This window comes from Pseudomonas sp. NPDC089569 (assembly GCF_050280625.1).
Classification (GTDB): Bacteria; Pseudomonadota; Gammaproteobacteria; order Pseudomonadales; family Pseudomonadaceae; genus Aquipseudomonas.
This window is the reverse complement of record NZ_JBNNVQ010000006.1, coordinates 126,574-147,010: the sequence shown is the minus strand read 5'-3', so window position 1 is coordinate 147,010 and position 20,437 is coordinate 126,574. Positions and strand designations below refer to the sequence as shown.

Annotated in this window: 12 protein-coding genes; 5 read left to right on the top strand and 7 right to left on the bottom strand. The window is 63.7% G+C overall.

The annotated features are described in order from the left end of the window. Nucleotides 1-43: 43 nt before the first annotated feature. Both aguB and ACQKP2_RS05180 read right to left on the bottom strand, forming a co-directional pair. Nucleotides 44-952: an N-carbamoylputrescine amidase gene (gene aguB / locus ACQKP2_RS05185; protein WP_427574897.1), complete on the bottom strand. Its 909-nt coding sequence runs from the start codon at nucleotides 950-952 to the stop codon at nucleotides 44-46. Nucleotides 953-956: 4 nt separating this feature from the next. After that, the gene (locus ACQKP2_RS05180; protein ID WP_427574895.1) at nucleotides 957-2,009 is read right to left on the bottom strand and encodes an agmatine deiminase family protein; all 1,053 of its coding nucleotides are present in this window, start codon (nucleotides 2,007-2,009) and stop codon (nucleotides 957-959) included. Nucleotides 2,010-2,144: 135 nt separating this feature from the next. Between ACQKP2_RS05180 and ACQKP2_RS05175 the strand changes: the two genes are divergently transcribed. Further along, nucleotides 2,145-3,002: a LysR substrate-binding domain-containing protein gene (locus ACQKP2_RS05175; RefSeq protein WP_427574894.1), complete on the top strand. Its 858-nt coding sequence runs from the start codon at nucleotides 2,145-2,147 to the stop codon at nucleotides 3,000-3,002. Here ACQKP2_RS05175 and ACQKP2_RS05170 read toward each other — a convergent pair. The 5 genes from ACQKP2_RS05170 to ACQKP2_RS05150 all read right to left on the bottom strand — a co-directional run bounded on the left by ACQKP2_RS05170 (nucleotide 2,999) and on the right by ACQKP2_RS05150 (nucleotide 11,499). Beyond that, the gene (locus ACQKP2_RS05170; RefSeq protein WP_427574892.1) at nucleotides 2,999-3,364 is read right to left on the bottom strand and encodes a fe2+ zn2+ uptake regulation protein; all 366 of its coding nucleotides are present in this window, start codon (nucleotides 3,362-3,364) and stop codon (nucleotides 2,999-3,001) included. The genes ACQKP2_RS05175 and ACQKP2_RS05170 overlap by 4 nt on opposite strands. 148 nt (nucleotides 3,365-3,512) lie before the next feature. After that, nucleotides 3,513-6,647, bottom strand: a complete 3,135-nt coding sequence (locus ACQKP2_RS05165; RefSeq protein ID WP_427574891.1) for a multidrug efflux RND transporter permease subunit — start codon at nucleotides 6,645-6,647, stop codon at nucleotides 3,513-3,515. A gap of 19 nt (nucleotides 6,648-6,666) precedes the next feature. Then, on the bottom strand, nucleotides 6,667-7,836 hold the full coding sequence (locus tag ACQKP2_RS05160; RefSeq protein WP_427574889.1) for an efflux RND transporter periplasmic adaptor subunit: 1,170 nt from the start codon (nucleotides 7,834-7,836) through the stop codon (nucleotides 6,667-6,669). 66 nt (nucleotides 7,837-7,902) lie between these two features. After that, nucleotides 7,903-9,324: a diaminobutyrate--2-oxoglutarate transaminase gene (locus tag ACQKP2_RS05155; RefSeq protein WP_427574887.1), complete on the bottom strand. Its 1,422-nt coding sequence runs from the start codon at nucleotides 9,322-9,324 to the stop codon at nucleotides 7,903-7,905. 114 nt (nucleotides 9,325-9,438) lie between these two features. Continuing rightward, entirely contained in the window at nucleotides 9,439-11,499 is a 2,061-nt protein-coding gene (locus ACQKP2_RS05150; RefSeq protein WP_427574886.1) for a TonB-dependent receptor, read from the bottom strand. A gap of 255 nt (nucleotides 11,500-11,754) precedes the next feature. Here ACQKP2_RS05150 and ACQKP2_RS05145 point away from each other — a divergent pair, with 255 nt between their 5' ends. The 4 genes from ACQKP2_RS05145 to ACQKP2_RS05130 all read left to right on the top strand — a co-directional run bounded on the left by ACQKP2_RS05145 (nucleotide 11,755) and on the right by ACQKP2_RS05130 (nucleotide 20,410). Then, on the top strand, nucleotides 11,755-12,732 hold the full coding sequence (locus ACQKP2_RS05145; protein WP_427574884.1) for a TauD/TfdA family dioxygenase: 978 nt from the start codon (nucleotides 11,755-11,757) through the stop codon (nucleotides 12,730-12,732). 7 nt (nucleotides 12,733-12,739) lie between these two features. Further along, nucleotides 12,740-16,171: a condensation domain-containing protein gene (locus ACQKP2_RS05140; RefSeq protein WP_427574882.1), complete on the top strand. Its 3,432-nt coding sequence runs from the start codon at nucleotides 12,740-12,742 to the stop codon at nucleotides 16,169-16,171. Between the two features lie 17 nt (nucleotides 16,172-16,188). Next, nucleotides 16,189-17,235 (top strand): TauD/TfdA family dioxygenase, encoded by a 1,047-nt coding sequence (locus ACQKP2_RS05135; RefSeq protein WP_427574881.1) that lies wholly within the window; start codon nucleotides 16,189-16,191, stop codon nucleotides 17,233-17,235. A 112-nt stretch (nucleotides 17,236-17,347) separates the two neighbouring features. Continuing rightward, nucleotides 17,348-20,410 carry a non-ribosomal peptide synthetase gene (locus ACQKP2_RS05130; RefSeq protein WP_427574879.1) on the top strand — a complete coding sequence of 1,021 codons (3,063 nt, stop codon included), beginning with the start codon at nucleotides 17,348-17,350 and terminating at the stop codon, nucleotides 20,408-20,410. Nucleotides 20,411-20,437 lie beyond the last annotated feature (27 nt).

Here is a 20,437-nt window from a genome sequence, read left to right as displayed (position 1 = left end):
AAACCCCAGGACCGCGAGCAAGCGTTTATGGGAGACGTGCATATCAGACTCCTTGGTGGTTCCAGCGTGCATGGATGCGGCGACCGTCCTGGCTCAGCAGCGCCCCGTACATTTCCGGGCGACGGTCGCGGTAAATGCCCCAGCTCAGGCGTTCTTCGCGCATGGCCGCAAGGTCGAGGCCGTGCACCAGCACGCCGGTACTGTCACGGTCGGCTTCGGCGAGCAACTTGCCCTTGTGGTTGCTGATAAAGGACGAGCCATAGAAGCTCATCTGCAGGGTCGGGTCGGTGGTCGCCGCTTCCCGGCCGACACGGTTGGCCGCCACCACCGGCAGGATGTTGGCAGCCGCATGACCGCGCATGGTCATTTGCCAGTGGTCGCGCGAGTCCAGGGTTGCGCAGCCCGGCTCCGAACCGATGGCGGTGGGAAACAGCAGGACTTCGGCACCCATCAAGGCCAGGCAACGGGCGGTTTCCGGGAACCACTGGTCCCAGCAGATGCCCACACCGATGCGCCCGAACGCCGTGTCCCAGACCCGGAAACCGGTGTCGCCGGGGCTGAAGTATTCTTTTTCCTGATAGCCGATGGCGTTGGGAATATGGGTCTTGCGATACACACCTAACAAGCGCCCGTCGGCATCGGCCACGCTCAGGGAATTGAAGTACGAATTGCCCGCCTTCTCGAACCAGCTGAGCGGCAACACCACGCCCAGTTCCCTGGCCAGTGCGGCAAAGCGCTTGAGGACCGGGCTGTCGCCGAACTCCTCGGCCAGCGCCAGGTGCTGGTGGCTTTGCTCGATACAGAAATATGGAGTGGCGAACAGCTCCTGCAAGAGGATGACCTGGGCGCCTTTCGCCGCCGCCTCACGCACCAGTCGCTCGGCTTGATCCAGGTTGTGCTTCAGGTCCCAGCTGCAAGGCATCTGGGTCACGGCAATGGTCATCAGGGTCATGGCATCAACCCTCCACCGGCCAGACCGGCTGTTGCTGGGTAATGCAATGCACGCCCCCGCCGCCATGGGCCAGGTGATTGATCTGCACCGGCACCACCTCACGCCCCGGGAACGCTTGCGCCAGCACTTCGGCAGCCGCGTGGTCAGCCTCGATGCCATAGGCCGGCATGATGATCGCGCCGTTGGCAATGTAGAAGTTGGTGTAGGACGCGCAGAACACTTCGGCGTCAGGGTCCACCGCTTCCGAGGCTTCAAACAGCTCGATCAATTCGAAGCGGCGCCCCTGCGCATCGGTGTCCAGCTCCAGGGCACGGCGGTTTTCCCGGGCCACTTCGGCGTAGGTCGAACGCTTGTCATGGGTCGCATCCACCAGCAATACACCGGGGCGGGCGAAAGCACAGACGCCATCGACATGGCCATCGGTCATGTCGCCGGTGACATAGTCCGGATCGCCCGGCAGCCAGATGGTTTTCTTCACGCCCAACAGACGCGCAAAGATCTCTTCCATCTCGCCCTTGCTCATGCCCGGATTGCGATTGGGGTTGAGCAGCACCGATTCGGTGGTGATCAGCGTGCCCTCGCCGTCGACGTGGATGGCCCCGCCTTCGTTGCTCAGGGGCGTGCCGAAACATGGCAGCCCTAAATGATTGAGGGCGCGACGGGCCAGGCTTTCGTCCAGATCGTGCGCGGATTTCCCGCCCCAGGCATTGAAACGCCAGCTCACCCCGGCCAGCCCTTGTTGCGGGTGGCAGACAAAACTCGGGCCGGAGTCGCGGCACCAGCTGTCGTTCACCGCCAGTTCGATCAGCTCGACGTTGGCGCCGCACAGCGCCCTGGCACTGGCCACGGCAGACGGATCGACCACCAGTTTCACCGGTTCGAAACGGGCAATGGCATTGGCCACGCGGGCGAAATCCTCCTGCACCTGCGCCAGCGTGACGCGCCAACCCGACTCCCAGAGCGCCTGATTGTGCGGCCAGACCATCCAGGTCGCGGCATGCCGGGTCCACTCGGCAGGCATCATCCAACCGCTGTTTCGAATTTCATTCTGCTGCATGGTAAAAAGCCCTTTAGTTAAGCCATTGTGTTCAACGAAAACTGCCGCGACGGTCTTGGCATGCATGCTACGGCTGTAAAAAAGGGCGAACAAACGATGGATTTTGCAGAGAAATGATTAGGAGAACTTATCAGCATGCTCAAACACTGGCCCCCGCTCAGCTCACTGCGCGGCTTCGAAGCAGCCGCCCGGCTCGGCAGCTTCCACAAGGCTGCCGCCGAACTGCACCTGACCCAGTCGGCCATCAGTCAGCAGATCCGCAGCCTGGAGGCGTACCTTGAGCAACCGCTGTTCTTTCGCAGCGGGCGCAGTGTCAGCCTGACCGATGCCGGCCATGACCTGCTCAGCACCACCCAGGCCATGCTGCAACAACTGGCCGTGGGCATTCGCCGCCTGGGGCAGTATCAAAAACCCAATCAACTGGTGCTCAACACCACCCCGGCGTTCGCCCGCCATTGGCTGCTGCCCAGGCTCGGGGATTTCCGCCGCCGGCATCCGGAAGTCGACTTGTGGATCTTCAGCACCGATGAAGTCCCGGACATGGCCACCCAGACCATCGACATCGCCGTGCGCGACGACATCGGTTCCCAGGCCGAATGCAGCTTCAAGGTGCTCTGTGCGGACCGCCTCTATCCGGCGTGCCACCCCAACCTGCTGGCGCAGCCAGCGGAACTGCGCACCACGCTGCACGGCGAGCGGGAAATGGACTGGAGCCATTGGGCGGTGGAGGCCGGCATCGATGTCGGCCAGCAGGATCAGGGCCTGAATTTCTCCGACCCCGGCCTGCTGCTCGATGCCGCCTGCGCGGGACTGGGGATCGCCCTGGTCAGCCAGTTACTGAGCGAACAGGCCCGCGCCAGTGGTTTGCTGCACCCGTTGGTGGAGCAAACCATCCGTGGCCCCAACTGGGCCCTGTTGACCCATCGGGACAGTGAGAACAATGCGCGCAGTTTCAGTGAGTGGCTCAGTGAGCATCTGCACGCAGACAGCTAGTGGGTGTGCTGCCCCAGAAACGCCCAGGCGTGCGGCGTGAAGTGATAGGCCTTGTCGTGGAAATCGATGACGCCTTCCTCACGCAGGCGCTTGAGCACTTCGCGCACGCTGATGTACGACACCTCGGCAATCAACAGCCCCAGGTGAGCATGCACGCCATGCACGCCGATGGATCGCCCCTCTCTGGCCGCGACCAGCAGTGCGTCGATCACCTTCAAGCGGATCAGGCTGGGGCGCAAACCGTAACGGCCCAGCAGATCACGGATACGCCTGTTCTTGTTGCAATCGCCTTCCAGGCTTGGTGCGAGGGTCGCCTGTTGCAAGGGGGCAACCAGCGGCAGGCTGACGGTGCGGTTGTACATGGGAAAAGTCCTTTTCAGTAATGTACCGGTGTAAAAATTGGCGATGATTGTTTTTGACGTTTTTACCAATCTCTCTCGTGGCGCATCCGGCCCTCCACGCTGTTTTCAATGAAGCCCGCACCTCCTTTCGAGACAGTCGAAGAACCCCTCATTCATGCTGCACCTGGGTATCTGCCCCAGCAGGTTGATGGCGGCGCCAGCGCTGCGCCAGGGACAGCACCCGGACGAAGAACACCGGGACGCACAAGACGCCCAATACAGTGGCCATGAGCATGCCGCCGATCACGCCGGTGCCGATGGCGCGCTGACTGGCAGCGCCGGCGCCGCTGGCGAGCGCCAGGGGCACCACGCCCAGAATGAACGCCAGGGACGTCATGACGATGGGGCGAAAGCGCAAGCGCGCCGCCTGGGCCGCCGCTTGCGCCAGGCTCATGCCCTGGGCATGAAGCGCTCGCGCGAACTCGACAATGAGGATGGCGTTCTTGGCGGACAAACCGATGATGGTGATCAGGCCCACCTTGAAGTAGACGTCATTGGGCATGCCCATCACGGTCACCGCCAAGACCGCACCGAGCATGCCGACCGGCACGATCAACAGCACGGCAAAGGGAATCGCCCAGCTTTCATAGAGCGCGACCAGCACCAGCAGGACCATGGTCAATGACAGCCCCACCAGCAATGGCACCTGATCGCTGGCCTGTTTTTCCTGCAAAGACAAGCCCGCCCATTCGAGGTTGAATCCGGCCGGCAACTGGCGGGCGATTTTCTGCATCTCTTCCATCGCCTGCCCGGTGCTGTAGCCCGGCGCGGCATCACCGGAAAAGCGCAGCGACGACGAGCCGTTGTAACGGGCAATCTGCAAGGGGCCGACCTGCCATTCGAAACGACTGAAGGCGTCCAGCGGCACCAGGCGGCCCTCGCGGTTGGGCACTTGCAGGCGCAGCAGTGCTTCAGGCGTCTGTCGGCTGGCTCCGTCCGCCTGGATGATGACGCGCTGCATTCGCCCCTGATTGGCAAACTCGTTGATCTGTTCCGAGCCCAGCGCCGAGGACAGCGCCGAACTGATCACCTCAAACCCCACGCCCAGCGCCTCGGCCTTCTCGCGGTCGATGCTGACGCTGATTTGCGGCGCATCGGCCAGGCCGTCCTCCATCAGGTAATCGATGACCGGCGATGCCTTGGCGGCTTCGAGCAGTTGGGTGCGCGCTTTCAACAAGGCTTCATGCCCTTGCCCCGCCAGATCCTGCAAGCGCAGTTCGAAACCGTTGGACGTCCCCAGGCCCTCCACCGGAGGCGGCACCACGCTGAACAACGTGCCATCGGCAACGTTCTCGAAGGCCTCGTTCGCTTGCCGGGCCACTTCATCGCTGGCCTGCCCGCTGTCGCGCAGCGACCAGTCCTTGAGGCTGACGAACGACAACGCCGCATTGGCGCCGACCCCGGAAAAACTGAAGCCCATGATCGCCAGCACCTGGTCCGTGGCAGGTTGCGCCAGGGCGTACCGTTCCCACGCCTGGACCGTGACATCGGTGCGCGAGGCCGACGCCGCGGGCGGCAACTGGATATCGGTGATGATGTAGCCCTGATCCTCCGACGGCATGAACGAGGACGGCAGCCGGTCATAGGCAAAGGCAAGCACCAGCAGCAACATCAGGTACAGGCACAGACTTCGCGTACTGCGGCGAACCCAGCTCGCCCCCAGTCGCTCATAGCGACCGGCCAGGGCATCGAAGCGGCGATTGAACCCTTCCGCCCAGCGGTTGGGGCGCACCTGATGCGTGGGGTCAAAGGGCTTGAGCACGGTGGCGCACAGGGCGGGGGTCAAGCTCAACGCGAGGAACCCGGAGAACAGGATCGACACCGACAACGCCATGGCGAACTGCTGGTAGATCACCCCCACCGAACCGCCCATGAACGCCAGCGGCAGGAACACCGCCGACAGCACCAGCGTGATGCCGACAATCGCCCCGCTGATCTGCTGCATGGCCTTGGCGGTGGCGGCCTTGGGCGACAAGTGCTCCTGGGTGATCAGCCGCTCGACGTTCTCTACTACCACTATGGCATCGTCCACCAGTATGCCGATGGCCAACACCATGCCGAACAGCGTCAGCATGTTGATCGAGAACCCCAGCGGCGCCATGACTGCGAGGGTCCCCAGCAGGCAGACCGGCACCACCACCGCCGGTATCAGCGTGTAGCGCAGGTTCTGCAAAAACAGCAGCATGACCAGGAACACCAGGACCATGGCTTCGATGAGGGTGTAGATGACTTGCCTGATCGCCACCTCGACAAAGTACGAGGTGTCGTAGGGCACGCTCAGGACCATGTTCGCCGGCAGCGTGCCCGACAGTTGCTCGAGCCGGGTCTTGATCGCCGCCGCCGTTTGCAGCGCGTTGGCACCCGGCGCCAGTTGCACCGACATGGCCGCCGCCGGCTTGCCGTTCAGGCGCGCGTCGAAACGGTAGTCCTGGCGCCCCAGTTCGACCCGCGCCACGTCATGGATCCTGACGCTGGAGCCGTCGTCGTTGGCCCGCAGCACAATGTTGCCGAACGCCTCCACCGATTCGAGCTGTCCCTGCACCATGACCGTCGCGGTGATGTGCTGCTCGGCAGGCCCCGGGAGCTCGCCCATGCTGCCGGCGGGCACCTGCACGTTCTGCCCGGCAATGGCCTTGCCGACATCGGCCATCGACAGGTTGAAGCCCACCAGTCGCGCCGGATCGACCCAGATGCGCATGGCCCGTTCGGCGGTGTACATCTGCACCCGTCCGACCCCGGCCACCCGGCGAATTTCATTGTTGATGGCGCGGGCGGCATAGTCCGCCATCCCGACGGAGTCCTGCTGGCCGTCGGTGTAGGACAAGGCATAGACCATCAGGAAGTTGGCCCGCACCTGCTCCACCTTCAAGCCCTGCTCGATCACCGCCTGAGGCAGGCGCCCGAGCACCCGTTGCAGACGGTTTTGCACATCGACCTGGGCCATGTCCGGGTCAGTGCCCGGCTTGAAGGTAATGGTGGTTTCAGCGCTGCCGTTGGCGCTGTTGGACTCGTAATAGATCAGGCCCTTGAGGCCGTTGAGTTCTTCTTCGACCAGGCTGGTGACGTTCTGGCTGACAATCTGCGCCGAGGCGCCGGGGTAGCTGGCGCTGACACTGATTTGCGGTGGTGCCACATCCGGGTATTGGCTGACCGGCAACGTACCCAGTGTCAGCACTCCGGCCAGCGCGATGAACAGCGCAATGACCCAGGCGAAATTCGGACGGTTGATGAAAAATTCGGGCATCGCTTGCTTCCCAGGGCTTTCAGTTATGAGCCTGCTGCTCGGCCAGGGTCATGACGCTGACCTGCGTTCCGGCGCTGAGCTTGTCGGCCCGCTCGATCACCACCCGCTCGCCGGCCGACAGCCCCTGGGTGATCTGCCAGTCGGAGCCCTGCATCGCCCCGGTGCCGACCACCCGTTCGCGGACCACGCCGCCGTCGTCCACCAGCATCAACCGGGCCTGGCCATCGGCACCGCGCTGCACCGCTTGCTGGGGCACGAACAGCGCCTGCGGGTCGACGCCCGCCGGCGCGACCACGCGCACATACATGCCCGGCAGCAGCAGCTTGTCCGGGTTGGGAAACTCGCCGCGCAAAGTCACTTGCCCGGTGCTTCGATCCACGGAAATATCGGCGAACATCAACTGCCCGCGACGGGTCTGGGCCGGATTGCCCACCTGCACCGTCACCTGGGCCGAACCGCTGCCATCGAGGGTCAGGCGTCCGCTGGCCAACGCCTGCTGCAAGGCCACGACCTGATCGGCCGATTGCGTGAAGTCCGCGTAAATCGGGTCCAGTTGCTGGATGCGCGCCATCTGCGTCGCTTCGTCCTGCCCCACCAGCGCCCCTTCGCTGACCAGGGCCCGGCCGATACGCCCGCTGATCGGCGCGCGCACCTGGCAATAACCCAGGTTGAGCCTTGCGCTGGTGACATCCGCCTCGGCAGCAAGACGATTGGCCTGGGCGCTCTTGAGGTCGGACATGGCGTCGTCGAATGCCTGCTGGCTGACGGCATTGATGTCCACCAGTTGCCTGAAGCGCTGTACCTGGGTATTGGCGCGATAGACGTCGGCCTCGACCCTGGCCAAAGCACCTTCGGCACGCATCAGGGCAGCCTTGAGCGGTGCCGGGTCGATGCTGAACAGCAACTGCCCGGCCTTGACGTCACTGCCTTCCTGAAAATGCCGGGTGAGCACAACGCCAGCCACCCGCGCACGTACCTCGGCGATGCGTACCGGCTCGACCCGCCCCGGCAGATCGGTGGTCATGGCAAAGGCGCGCGGTTGTACGGTCAGTGTTTTCACCTGCGGCACCGATGCACTGTGTTCGGCGGGCGGTTTCCCGTCGCCGCAACCGCCCAGTCCCAACGCCGCAGGCAGCAGTACCGCCCGTAACAGCCGCGCCGGTTTCTTCGAGCTGAACGCCTTCTGCATTATTGCTCCCTGTTCAATGAAAAAAGGCCCGCCGGTTGCAGCCGGCAGGCCCTGTGCAGCGGTTTGTCAGCCACGCACGCGCTCGTTGAGCGCACTGGCGGCGCGGAACAGGATCTGCGCGACAAAGTCGATTTCCTGCTCGGTGATGATCAGCGGCGGCAGCAAACGCACCGTAGCGCCATGACGTCCACCCAGCTCGACGATCAGACCGTGTTGCAGGCAGGCCTGCTGGAATGCCTTGGCGCGCGCGGTGTCCACCGGCGGATGCCCCTGCACGTCGCGCTCGCCCTGCGGGTCGACGATTTCCATGCCGAGCATCAGGCCACGGCCACGAACGTCGCCGATCCAGCCGAACTCGTTTTGCAGGGCCAACAGTTGTTTACGCAGATGCGCACCGGCCTTTTCGGCATGCGCCACCAGGCCTTCGTCGCGAATGAAACGCAAGGTGGCAGTGCCGGCAGCCATGGCCAGTTGGTTGCCACGGAACGTACCGGCGTGGGCACCCGGCTGCCAGACGTCCAGCGAATCGTTGTAGACCACGACCGATAACGGCAGGCCGCCGCCGATGGCCTTGGACAAGGTGATGACATCCGGAGTGATGCCCGAGTGCTCGAAGGCGAACATGCGGCCGCTGCGGGCGATACCGCACTGGATTTCATCGACGATCAACGGAATGCCATGGGCCTGGGTCAGGCGACGCAGCGCCTGCATCCAGCGATCGGGCGCAGCAATCACCCCGCCCTCACCCTGGATCGGTTCGAGGATCATCGCTGCCGGTGCGGTGACACCGCTTTCCGGATCGTTGAGCAGATGCTCCAGGTAACGCACGTTCAGGTCCACGCCCTGCTCGCCGGCCACGCCGAACGGGCAGCGATAATCGTGCGGGTACGGCAGGCGCTGGACGCCGGCCATCAAGCCGCCCAGGGCATTTTTCGGCGACAGGTTGCCGCTGATCGACAGCGTGCCCAGCGTCATGCCGTGGTAGGCGCCTTCAAAGGCCAGTACCGAATGCCGGCCCGTGGCGGTGCGGGTCAGCTTCAGCGCAGCTTCGACCGCGTCGGCACCGCTGGGACCGCAAAACTGGATGCGCGCATTACGCGCAAAATCGGCTGGCAGGCAGCCGAAGACTTCCTGTACGAAGGCATCCTTGACCGGTGTCATGAGGTCCAGGGTATGCATCGGCACACCGGCGCTCATGACCCCGGTGATGGCTTCGATGATGACCGGGTGGTTGTGCCCCAGCGCCAGGGTACCGGCACCGGCCAGGCAGTCGACGAAGACTTGCCCGCGGCTGTCCTGCACATAGATGCCGTGGGCCTTCTCCAGCACAAGCGGAATGCGCCGAGGGTAACTGCGGGCGTTGGACTCCTGCTGTTGCTGACGCTCCAGCATCGGCGTCGAATCTAGGCAGTAAGGGCTCGACAGACCGGTGTGCAACAGGCGTAGCTGTGGCGCGCCACCGGATGTGGCATTCGAAAAAGCACTCATGATTTCCTCCTGAGAGGCTGGGTTTGGAAAGGAACCGGGCTGCCTGAAACGAGCGCTTCAGGTGACGACAGCCGTGGAACCGGACGCGGGGAATCCTTTCCCCAGTCCATGGGTTTACATGTCGTAGCGCAGAATCAGGCCTGCTGTGCGCGGAGCACCGACATCGATGATGTCGCCGCTGCGGTTGTTGGTGACGTATTCCTTGTCGAAGGCGTTTTTCACGTAACCGGATACCGAGACATTCTTGGTGAGTTTGTACTCGGCGTTGAAGTTGGCCAGCCAATAGTTGTCGGCCTTGCGCTCACCAATAACCTGACCTGCGTCATCGAACTCGTACTCCGACGGGGACGTGCTCTGCCAGACGACGTCAGTGTTGAGGGTCACGCGGTCGTTCCAGCGATAGGTAGCGCCCATGGTCATCTTGTACTTGGGCGAGAAAAGGAAATCTTCGCCGCTCATGTCCCGGCCGTCGCTGGTGACGAAGTCCTTGTACTTGCCATCGGTCACCGAGGCACCGGCGTTCAGGGTCAGTTGTTGGCCGAAGTCTTTTTCGACGGAGACTTCCAGGCCCTTGATGTCACTGCGGCCGGCGTTGAATACGTCGAAGAACTCGGTCTGCGGGTTAACCACACTGACCTGCTGGTCCTTCCAGTCGGTGTAGTAAAGGTTGGCGCGGGTACGCAGGGTCTGGTCCATGAACGAACCACGGTACGACAGCTCGTAGTTGGTGGTGTATTCCGGATCATAGGAGGTGTGGCCGCTACCGGCACGGACGTTGACGCCGCCGCCGCGATAGCCGCGCTGCACCATGAAGCCGACGAACTGATTGTCGGCCAGCTCGTAGTCGATACCCAGTTTCGGCAGGACCGCATCGGAGGTCTGCTTGTCTTTGCCAGGCGCAGAGAAGTCATCGATCTTGACGTCGGTGTCGTTGGTCTCGTGGTCGTAGCGCAGGCCGGTGATCAAGGTCCAGCGCGGGGCGAAGGTCCAGTTGATTTCACCGAACACGGCCTTGTTCTCGATCGTCGTATCGCCCTTGACTTCGCCGAACGGTTCGCCTTCGAAGAACAGCCGGTCGTGGAAATTATTGGTGTTGTGGCCGTAGTAGAGGCCGACAAAACTCTTCACCTCCTCCGAGCTGTAGTTCAGGCGCAGCTCCTGGCTGAACAGGTCGCCATACTGTTTGCGCAGTACCACCTGGTCGTCGACCGAGGTCTGGTCGAAGTCCAGGCGGGCGTCGTAATCGGAGTCGGTGTTGGCTGTCAGGCTGGTGATCGACCAGGCGTCATTGAGGCGGTAGTCGACCTTGGCGCTGACGGTGTCCTGCTTGAGCTTGTCGTAGGCGTCGGTGTTGGAGTCGATTTTGTAGTAACGGATCCTGTCGCCCTGGCGGACCACCGAGTTATCGCCCTTGCGGCTTTGATCGTGGGCATAGGTCAGCAGCACATCGAGATCGTCGTTGGGCAGGACCAGCAGCTTGCCACGGTAGTTCGCGTTGCGCGTCTTGTTGGCATCGCTATCGTCGAAGAGGTTGTCGATGTAGCCATCGCCTTCCTGATAATCCACGGCGATACGGCCGGCGATCTTGTCTTCGACTATCGCGCCGCCACCGGCCACCGCACCACCGCGCTCACCGTAGGTGCCGCCGTTGGCCCGCGCCGAAAAGCTCGGTTCGAAGGTCGGGTTCTTGGTCTGGATGACCACCGCACCGGCCAGGGAGTTGCGGCCCTGGGTGGTGGACTGCGGGCCGAGGAACACTTCGACCTGCTCGACGTCCCATAGCGGCATCGGGCTCAGGGTCAGTGCACGGTTGGGCTGCACCGCGCCGTCGACAAATACCGAGACTGCGCCATTGAGCGCCGCCGGGCCCTGGTCGTCGAAGCCGGAGACCGGCACGCCACGGATACCCCAGTTTTCGTTGCCGGAGGTGTTGTAGACACCCGGTGTGCGCGCGAACACATCGACCAGGCTGTGGTCTTCCTTCTCGCGCAGTTGCTTGTCCGTGACTACGGCTACGCTCGACTGGGTCTTTTCCAGTGTGCGGTTGATTTTTTCACCCGTCACCGTGATCGGAGCGATCTCCATTGTGTTCGTCTGTTCAGCCGCCCATGCACTGTTTGACAGGCACACCGCCGACCCCACAGCCAACGCAATTGTATTCTTTTTGAAATTCACGCCCCGCTCCCCTGCGACAGATTTGTATGTTTTTTCTTGCGCCCAGAACGCCGTAGTCCTGCGGCCGGCAGGAGTCTAATTCAAAAAAAAAAATAATGGAATAAGATTGATAATAACTCTCATTTGTACTTAACATGCCGAAATGTATCAACATGAATACATTTCAGTCGGACGTGAACTGCCAACTCCTGCCTTGTTTTTTCACGTTGGCAAACGTCTCTGTAACTGAGTGAAAAAGTTAAAGGATGTGCACGGATGACTTCATACGAACACCTGAGCGGGCGTCCCCACCCCTTGCCCACTGCTCCGACGGCAGGCCACGAGCCAACGTTGCCGGTGCTGGTACAGGGCAGGCCCGGACAGTCGATCCATGAACTGCAGACGTCGGTCCGCGAGACGCTGGACCAGGTATTGAGCACGGTTGGCGGTGTCCTGTTTCGTGGCTTCACCGTTCCCACGCCCATCGATTTCAAGCGCTTCGCCGCCAGCTTCGGCGCACCGCTGGCCAGCTACGAGTTCGGCTCCACGCCCCGCAGCAAAGTCTTCGCCGGGGTGTACAGCTCCACCGAATACCCGGCCCATCAATTCATCCCCCTGCACAACGAACAGGCCTACACCCGCCCCTGGCCGTCGCGCATCTGGTTCCATTGCATCAAGGCCAGCGATACCGGCGGCGAGACACCGATTGCCGACAGCCGCCTGATTTACCAGCGCATGCCCGCCGAAATCCGCGAGTTGTTCGCCAGCCGTGAACTGCTCTATGTGCGCAACTACAGCGGCGCACTGGATTTGCCCTGGCAGAAAGTGTTCAACACCGAAGATCGTGCCCAGGTGGAAAGCTACTGCCGCGACAACGGCATCGAGTGGCAATGGAAGGACGACGGTGAGCTGCGCACCCGCCAGCGTTGCGCCGCCGTGCTGCAGCATCCCGATACCGGTGAATGGGTCTGGTTCAACCAGGCGCACCTGTTCCATGTGTCCGCCATCGAGCCGAACGTGCGCGCCAGCCTGCTGGCGGCCGTGGGAGAAGAAAACCTGCCGCGTCACGTGTATTTCGGCGATGGCTCGGCCATCCCCGACGACGTCCTCGACACCGTGCGCGAGGTCTATCGCCAGACTGCCATCAGCTTTCCCTGGCAGCCCGGCGACATCCTGATGCTCGACAATCGACTGGTCGCACACGGCCGCAATCCTTTCACCGGTGACCGCAAAGTCATCGTTGCCATGGCGTGAATTGCACATGCTCTCTTTCAAACACTGGATCGAAGTGCTGGAAACCCACGCCCGGCATTTTCCACAGCGCGCGGCCCTGCACTTTCTGCCGGACGGCGTCGAGATCGGCGAAACCCTGACCTTTGCCCAACTGCACGAACAGAGCCAATCGCTGGCGGCGGCACTGCAAGCGCGCTATGCGCCCGGCGATCGCGTGCTGTTGATGTTGCCCAGCAGCCTGGACTACGCCCGCGCCTTCTGCGCCTGCGTGTATGCCGGTGTGATCGCCGTGCCGCTGTTTCCACCGCCTTCGCGCAAACCGCGTCATCTGGATCGCGTGCGCAACGTGGTGGTCGATGCCGAGCCGGCACTGATCCTTGCCCCGGCCGAGCATTGCCAGAGCCTGCTGGAACTGGTCGAAAACCGGGTCGATGTGTCGACGGTGCAGGACCTCGGTGCACCGCCTGCCAGCCAATGGACGCGCCCTGAGATCGATGGCGCTACCGTGGCCTTCTTGCAGTACACCTCAGGTTCCACAGCCACCCCCAAAGGTGTCGAAGTACGCCAGCGCAACCTGCTCGCCAACGTCGAGCTGATGCTCCAGGCCTATGGCTTCGACGAGCACGGCGCGATGGTCAACTGGCTGCCGCTCTACCATGACATGGGCCTGATCGGCGGCCTGCTGGCCCCGCTCTACAGCGGCATGCCCTGCTACCTGATGGCCTCGCAGACCTTCGTCAATGCACCGTCGACCTGGTTGCAGGCCCTGAGCCGCTACCGCGCCACCGCCAGTTTCGCCCCCAACTTCGCCTATGCCCTGTGCAACCGCGTGGTCAGCGACAACCTGATCGCACAGCTCGACCTGAGCGCCTGGCAACACGCGATCAATGGCGCCGAACCCATTCATCCCGGCACGCTGGAAACCTTTGCCCAGCGCTTCGCCGCCTGTGGTCTCAATCCCTTGGCGATCAGCCCCGGTTACGGCCAGGCCGAAGCCACCCTGTGCGTCAGCGCCACCCCGGCCGACGCCTTGCCGGTGGTGCTGCGCCTGGACAAAGCCGTGCTGGAAACCGGCCGCGTCGCCCTGGCGGCCAGCGATGCCGCTGCCGTGGAATTCGTTGCCTGCGGTTACCCGCAGGCCTTGCACGACATCGCCATCGTCAATCCGGACAGTCACGAACGCTGCGCCGCTGACCGCATCGGCGAAGTCTGGTTGAGCGGCCCGAGCAACGCCGAAGCCTACTGGAAAAACCCTGAAGCCAGCCGCGAGGCCTTCGAAGCGCGGATCGTCGGCGAGCCCGGCCAATACCTGCGCTCCGGCGACCTGGGCTTCATGCATGAAGGTCAGGTGGTGATTTGCGGTCGGCTCAAGGACCTGCTGATCCTCAACGGACGCAACCTGTACCCCCACGACATCGAGTTCGCCATTACCGATGCCGAGCCCGGCATCCGCACCGGACGCATTGCCGCCTTCTCGCAGATGGACCCGCTGCTGGGCCGCGAGCAATTGATCATCGTCGCCGAGCCCCAGCGCAAATTCGTCGACCCGGCCCATCACCCGGCCCTGTTTGCCTCGATGCAAAATGCCGTGCGCGAAGCCGCCGACTGCGGTATCGACCAGATCGTGCTGGTCGAAGCCGGCACCATCCCGATGACCACCAGCGGCAAGATCGCCCGTCAGGGCGCGCGCAAGCAGTTGGCCGCCGGCACCTTGAGCATCATTGCCCGGCACGGCGGACAGATCGGTGCAATCGATGAGCACATCACGCTGGCACAACTGCGCGAAGCAATCGACGCTGCCTCCGAGGATGCCCTGCCCGCTTGCCGCCAATGGCTGGAGCAGACCCTGCACGAGGTCAATCCGTACCTGGTGGCGGACTTCGACCTCAGCCTGATCGGCCTGGGCCTGGACTCCATCGGCATCGCCGACTTTGCCGCCCGCCTGCACAAGCAATCGGGCTGGAGCCTGGAGACCCAAAGCCTGTTCGGCGAACGAACCCTGGCCGATTGGGCGCAGGCCTTGCAAACGTTCCTGGGCGAGTGCGCAGCGGGCGCCGCGACGGCCGAACGCTGCGGCGCAAGCCCGCAGCAAGGTCGCCAGTCTTTTGCCCAGAGCCGCCTGTGGTTCCTGCGACAACTGAATCCGGATGACACCCGGCACAATCTGGTGCTGCACCTGCGCCTGCAGGGTGCGCTGGACACCCAGGACCTGGCATTGCGACTGGATGCCCTGGTCAATCGCCACGCGATCCTGCGCACGGCCTACAGCGATGGGGTCAACGGCCCGCAACAACGGATACTGCCGGCGACGGGCGTAGCGCTGACCTGGCACGACCTGCGCAATCAAGCCATCGCCTTGCAACAGCAAGCGCTCGCCGACCGCCTGGCACAGGAACACGCCACACCGGTGGACCTGGAAAACGGGCCGCTCTTGCGCGCGCACCTGCTCAGCCATGACGACGAGCAGCACGACCTGCTGTTGACCCTGCACCACATCGCCTTCGACGGGCGCTCGGCGCAGGTGCTGCTGGCGGAACTGGCCGCTCCGGTCGCAGGCGAACCGCCGATGCAATATCTGGATTTCGCCCTCTGGGAAGCCCGCCACTGGAGCGCTGAACGAATCGCCGCGCAGCAACAGTTCTGGCGCGAGCAGCTGGCGACGGTGCCGCAAACCCTTGAACTGGGTGGCCCAGGCCAAACTCCCGGCGAGCACAGCCTGAACTTCACCCTGCCCGGGACCCTGTGCGAACCGCTGGCAGAGCTGGCCCGTTCGCGGGGCATGACGCTGTTCATGCTGTTGCTGGCCGGTTATCAACTGGTGATCAGGCATCTGGGTGGCCAACAGCAGTTCATGCTCGGTACCGATGTGAGCGGCCGGCCATTGGCCGAGCACAACGACATGATCGGTTTCTTCGTCAACCAGTTGACCCTGCGCTGCGACCTGCGCGGTGAGCCGACTCTGGCTGGCCTGCTCGAACAGGTGCGCGATCAGGCGCGACTGGCCTACGCCCATCAGGACTTGCCATTCGATCTGGTGGTCTCGGCCCTGGCGCCGGAGCGTCGCAGCGGTCATTCGCCGCTGTTCCAGGTCAAGCTCAACTACCAGCCGTCGCGGGTTGCCCGGATCGACCTGGCCGGTGCGTGCATGACCTCGCTGGACGTGGTGCAGGCACCCGGCGACTTCCATCTGGTGCTGGACCTGGTGCATGGCAGCGAAGGCATCGACGCGACCCTCAAATATCGCGGCGAATACTTCGATCAGGACCGCGCCCTGCGCCTGCAGCACTTGTGGACGCGCCTGCTGCAGGAAAGCAGCGCCCTGCTGGACCAGTCGCTGCCGGTACTGGCCGAGCGGCTCGAGGCCTGGGACCTGGATTTCCAGCGTGATCGCCAACAGTCGCAAACCCTGGCCGGTCGTCGCCAGATGCTGCAAACCAAACGTCGCTCATTGACCCTTTAACCGAGTTGGATGCCTTTATGTCTATCGTGCCCCCACCTTCTCGCGCCCTCGGCGGCGTGCGTCGCAAAGCCATGAACGTGTCGGAACAGCAACTGGTCAGCGAGCGCCTGCTCAGCCCCGACCACGCCTTGCCGCTGGTGATCGAGCCGGCAGTCAGCGGCGTCGACCTGATCGCCTGGGCAGCCCGGGAACGGGAAAACCTGGAGAAGAAACTGCTGCAATACGGCGCCCTGCTGTTCCGCGGCTTCTCGGTGGTGTCGGTGGAACAGTTCGATCAGGTGATCGCCGCCCTGTCCCCCGGCGCGCTTGAATACATGTTCCGCGCCTCGCCGCGCACCCGGGTCGGCGGCAACATCTACACCTCGACCGACTACCCGGCCGACCAGATGATCTTCCCGCACAACGAGCACTCGTACTCGCCACGCTTCCCGCTGCGCCTGTTCTTCTATTGCCACATTCCATCCGAGACCGGCGGTGAAACGCCCATTGGCTCGACCCGTGCCATCAAGGCCCGCATCAGTCCGGACATCGAAGCGCGCTTCCGTGAAAAAGGCGTGCTGTACGTGCGCAACTACGGCGACGGGTTCGGCTTGCCGTGGCAGACCGTGTTCCAGTCCGAAGACCGTGGCGAAGTGGAAGCCTACTGCGCCAGTGTCGGCATCGAAGTGGAATGGAAGGAAAACAACCGCCTGCGCACCCGCCAACGCGGGCCGGCCGTGGTGCGTCACCCGCGCACCGGTGAGGAAGTCTGGTTCAACCACGCCACCTTCTTCCACATCAGCACCCTGCCGCCGGCCATCCGCGACTCACTGCAAAGCAACTTCACCGACCTCGACCTGCCCACCAACACCTTCTACGGCGATGGCGAACCCATCGAACCGCAGGTGCTGGAGTCCCTGCGCGCCGCTTACCTGGACTCGCTGGTGAAGTTCGGCTGGCAACAGGGCGACGTGCTGTTCATCGACAACATGCTGGCGGTACACGGTCGCGAACCCTTCACCGGCAAGCGCGCCATCATGACCGGCATGGCCGAAGCCCTGCTGCAGCGTGACGTCGCCGTCTGATCTTTCAACGGGCGCATCCCAATGAACACCCAGGCTCATCTGACGGCGGTCAGTGGGCCTGTGTGTCCCTGTTGTCGCCCGGTTTTAACCCCTATTTCCAGTCGAGTTGAACATGAGCGGACTCCAAGGTTTTCGTATCTCGCCACAACAGGCGTCTGTGTATCGGCACATCAACGGCGTTGCCGATCATCCACTGAGTTGCCGCTTGCAGTGGGCGCTGCCCCATCCGGTAACGGCCGATACCCTGAACCAGCGCCTGTGCGCACTGATCGCCGACAGTGAAATCCTGCGCACCCGCCTGGTTGCGGTGCCGGGTCTGCGCCATCCGGTGCAGGTGATCCATGACAGTGTTGACGTGCCGGTTGCCGTGCAGGACTTGCGCACATTCGATCAGGCGCAACAGGACGCCGCCCTGGCTCGCCTTGCCACGCAGCCCCGCGACTGGACCTCACCGTTGGCCGTGACACTGGTGCAGCTGTCGGACCAGCAATCGCTACTGGACCTGGCCGCTGCCAGCAGCCATTTCGACCTCGCCAGCCTGAAACTGCTGGCCCGGGCGTTGCAGCAGGACGCCAGCCCCGAGTTGAGCGAATCGCTGCAATACGCCGATTACGCCGAGTGGCGCTGGAGCCTGACCGAGGACGAACCCGATCATCCGGGGGTCAATTTCTGGAAGCCACTGGCCGAAAGCGAGCAACCTTCCCTGCAACTGTCCCTGGAGTCGGTTTCGGGCACAGGCTTTGCCCCGGACCGTGTTGATCTTGAGATCGCGCAGGACCTCGCCCGCCACCCGGCGCTGACCGACAACCTGCTGCTGAGCGCCTGGGCGACTCTGCTCGCACGCCTGGCCGGCCAGCAGCAGATTGCGCTGACGGTGATCCTGGAAAACCGTGGCGCGGAACTGGAACACGCCCTGGGCCTGTTCGAGCAATGCCTGCCGGTGCGTTTTGACCTGGACACCCAAACCACGCTGGCCGAGCAAGGCAAGGCCGTCGCCGCCACCCTCGAACGCAGCGCCGGCTGGCAGGACTACTACACCCACGATCTCAATGGCGGTTACGCCTTCGCCTGCCGTCAGGCCGACCCTGCGCAGCGCTATGCCAGCGCCGTGTTGAACCCGGTCAAGGCCTGCCTGAATGTGCACCGGTCGGCAGACGGCGTTCAGGCCCAGCTGATTTACGACCGCCACACCCTGAGCGCCAACGCCGCTGCCTGCCTCGGCGAGCAATGGCTGCAACTGCTGCAAGGCGCTTTGGCCGAGCCGCAACGCAGCTGGGCGCAACTGCCGCTGTCGGGCCCGCTGCAAGCGCAGACCATCGATAACACACCGACCTCGCCTGCGATTGAACCGCTCACGTTGGTGGAGCTGATTGCCCACCAGGTTCGGCAACAACCCGATGCCATTGCCCTGAGCGACCAGGATGGCGACCTGAGCTACGCCGCCCTCGACGCCTGCGCCACTCGCCTGGCCCATCAATTGCGCGACGCCGGCATCGCCGCCGGTGTGCCGGTGGGCATCCTGTTCGGCCGTGGCAATGCCGCCATCGTCGCCATGCTCGCGGTGTTGAAGGCCGGCGGCGCGTACGTGCCGGTCGACCCGACCTACCCGGCAGACCGCCGTGCCTACATGCTCGCCGACAGCGCCATCGCCCACATCGTGGTCAGTGCCGAACTGGCCGACAGCGTCCCGGCGAGCCTGCAGCGCTTCGTGCTCGACGACCTGACGGTGCCGGACATCAGCGACCTTGCGCCGCTGCCTTTGCCGCAGGCCGACGATCTGGCCTACCTGATCTACACCTCCGGTTCCACCGGCGCACCGAAAGCCGTGGAAATCAGCCATGGCGCCCTGAGTTTTTCCACCCAGGTGCGCATGGCTGCCTATGACACGCCGGTGCGGGCCTACCTGTTGCTGTCTTCGTTCGCCTTCGACAGCTCGGTGGCGGGCATTTTCTGGACCCTGGCCCAGGGTGGCCGCCTGGTCTTGCCGGCCACCGGCGAAGAGCTGGACATGCCGCGCCTGGCGCAGCTGATTGCCCAACACCGCGTGAGCCACGGGCTGTCGCTGCCGTCGCTCTATCAGGCGTTGCTCGACCAGCTGCAACGTACCGCCGGCAGCGACAGCCTCGAATGCTGGATCGTCGCCGGTGAAGCCTGCCCGCCATCCTTGATCGCCCAGCACAGCCGGGCCTTGCCGAACGCACGGCTGGTCAATGAATACGGCCCCACCGAAGCCACGGTCTGGGCTTCCTTTGAAGTGCTGGACCCCAACCGTGCCCTGAGCATCGGTCGGCCCATCGCCGGCATGGACCTGCGCGTGCTCAATGAATACGGGGTCGCCAGCGCTGTTGGCGAGCCGGGAGAAATCGTCCTCGCCGGCCCGACCCTGGCCCGCGGCTATCGCAACAAACCCGAGGAAACCGCCAGGGCCTTCGTCACCCTGGCCGATGGCACCCGCGCCTACCGCACCGGCGACCTGGCCTGCTGGCTGGCGGACGGACGCCTGGCGTTCCTGGGACGCAAGGACCATCAGGTCAAGCTGCGCGGCTACCGCATAGAACTCGGTGAAATCGAGCGTCAACTGTGCAGCCACAGCGACGTGCGCGAAGCCGCGGTGATCGTGCAGGAACACGCCGCCGGCAAGCGCCTGCTGGCCTACATCCTGGCGGCCCACGGCTATGCACCGGACTCGGAGGCGATCAAGCGTTTCCTCGGCGAGCGCTTGCCCTCGTACATGGTGCCGGCCCGGGTGCTGACGCTGCCGACCTTCCCGCGCACGCCCAACGGCAAGCTCGATCTGCGCCAGTTGCCCGACCCGGACCAGTTCGACGAAAGCGCCCACGTGGCCCCGCGCAACGCCATGGAAACCACGCTGCAAGCCATTGTCGCCAGGGTCTTGAAGCTTGAGACCGTGAGTGTCACCGAGAACTTCTTCGCCATCGGCGGCGACTCGATCCTCAGCCTGCAAGTGGTCGCCCAGGCCCATGAGCAAGGCATCGCCTTGTCGGCCAAGCATGTATTCGAGCGCCAGACCATCGCCGCCATGGCCGAAGTGGCACAGCCGCTGGCCGCCGACAGCGTGACCGCGCAAGCCCCGAGTACCGAGTTCAGTGCCTCGGGCCTGTCCGATGACGAGATGCAGGCGCTGATGGCCGAACTCGACGAGAACGAATTTTGACTGGCCGCACTCTTCACCGCGCTCCTC

Bases quoted from the DNA above. Each gene is read 5' to 3' on its own strand.
- aguB (WP_427574897.1), bottom strand. From the start codon at position 952: ATGACCCTGATGACCATTGCCGTGACCCAGATGCCTTGCAGCTGGGAC.
- ACQKP2_RS05180 (WP_427574895.1), bottom strand. From the start codon at position 2,009: ATGCAGCAGAATGAAATTCGAAACAGCGGTTGGATGATGCCTGCCGAG.
- ACQKP2_RS05175 (WP_427574894.1), top strand. From the start codon at position 2,145: ATGCTCAAACACTGGCCCCCGCTCAGCTCACTGCGCGGCTTCGAAGCA.
- ACQKP2_RS05170 (WP_427574892.1), bottom strand. From the start codon at position 3,364: ATGTACAACCGCACCGTCAGCCTGCCGCTGGTTGCCCCCTTGCAACAG.
- ACQKP2_RS05165 (WP_427574891.1), bottom strand. From the start codon at position 6,647: ATGCCCGAATTTTTCATCAACCGTCCGAATTTCGCCTGGGTCATTGCG.
- ACQKP2_RS05160 (WP_427574889.1), bottom strand. From the start codon at position 7,836: ATGCAGAAGGCGTTCAGCTCGAAGAAACCGGCGCGGCTGTTACGGGCG.
- ACQKP2_RS05155 (WP_427574887.1), bottom strand. From the start codon at position 9,324: ATGAGTGCTTTTTCGAATGCCACATCCGGTGGCGCGCCACAGCTACGC.
- ACQKP2_RS05145 (WP_427574884.1), top strand. From the start codon at position 11,755: ATGACTTCATACGAACACCTGAGCGGGCGTCCCCACCCCTTGCCCACT.
- ACQKP2_RS05140 (WP_427574882.1), top strand. From the start codon at position 12,740: ATGCTCTCTTTCAAACACTGGATCGAAGTGCTGGAAACCCACGCCCGG.
- ACQKP2_RS05135 (WP_427574881.1), top strand. From the start codon at position 16,189: ATGTCTATCGTGCCCCCACCTTCTCGCGCCCTCGGCGGCGTGCGTCGC.
- ACQKP2_RS05130 (WP_427574879.1), top strand. From the start codon at position 17,348: ATGAGCGGACTCCAAGGTTTTCGTATCTCGCCACAACAGGCGTCTGTG.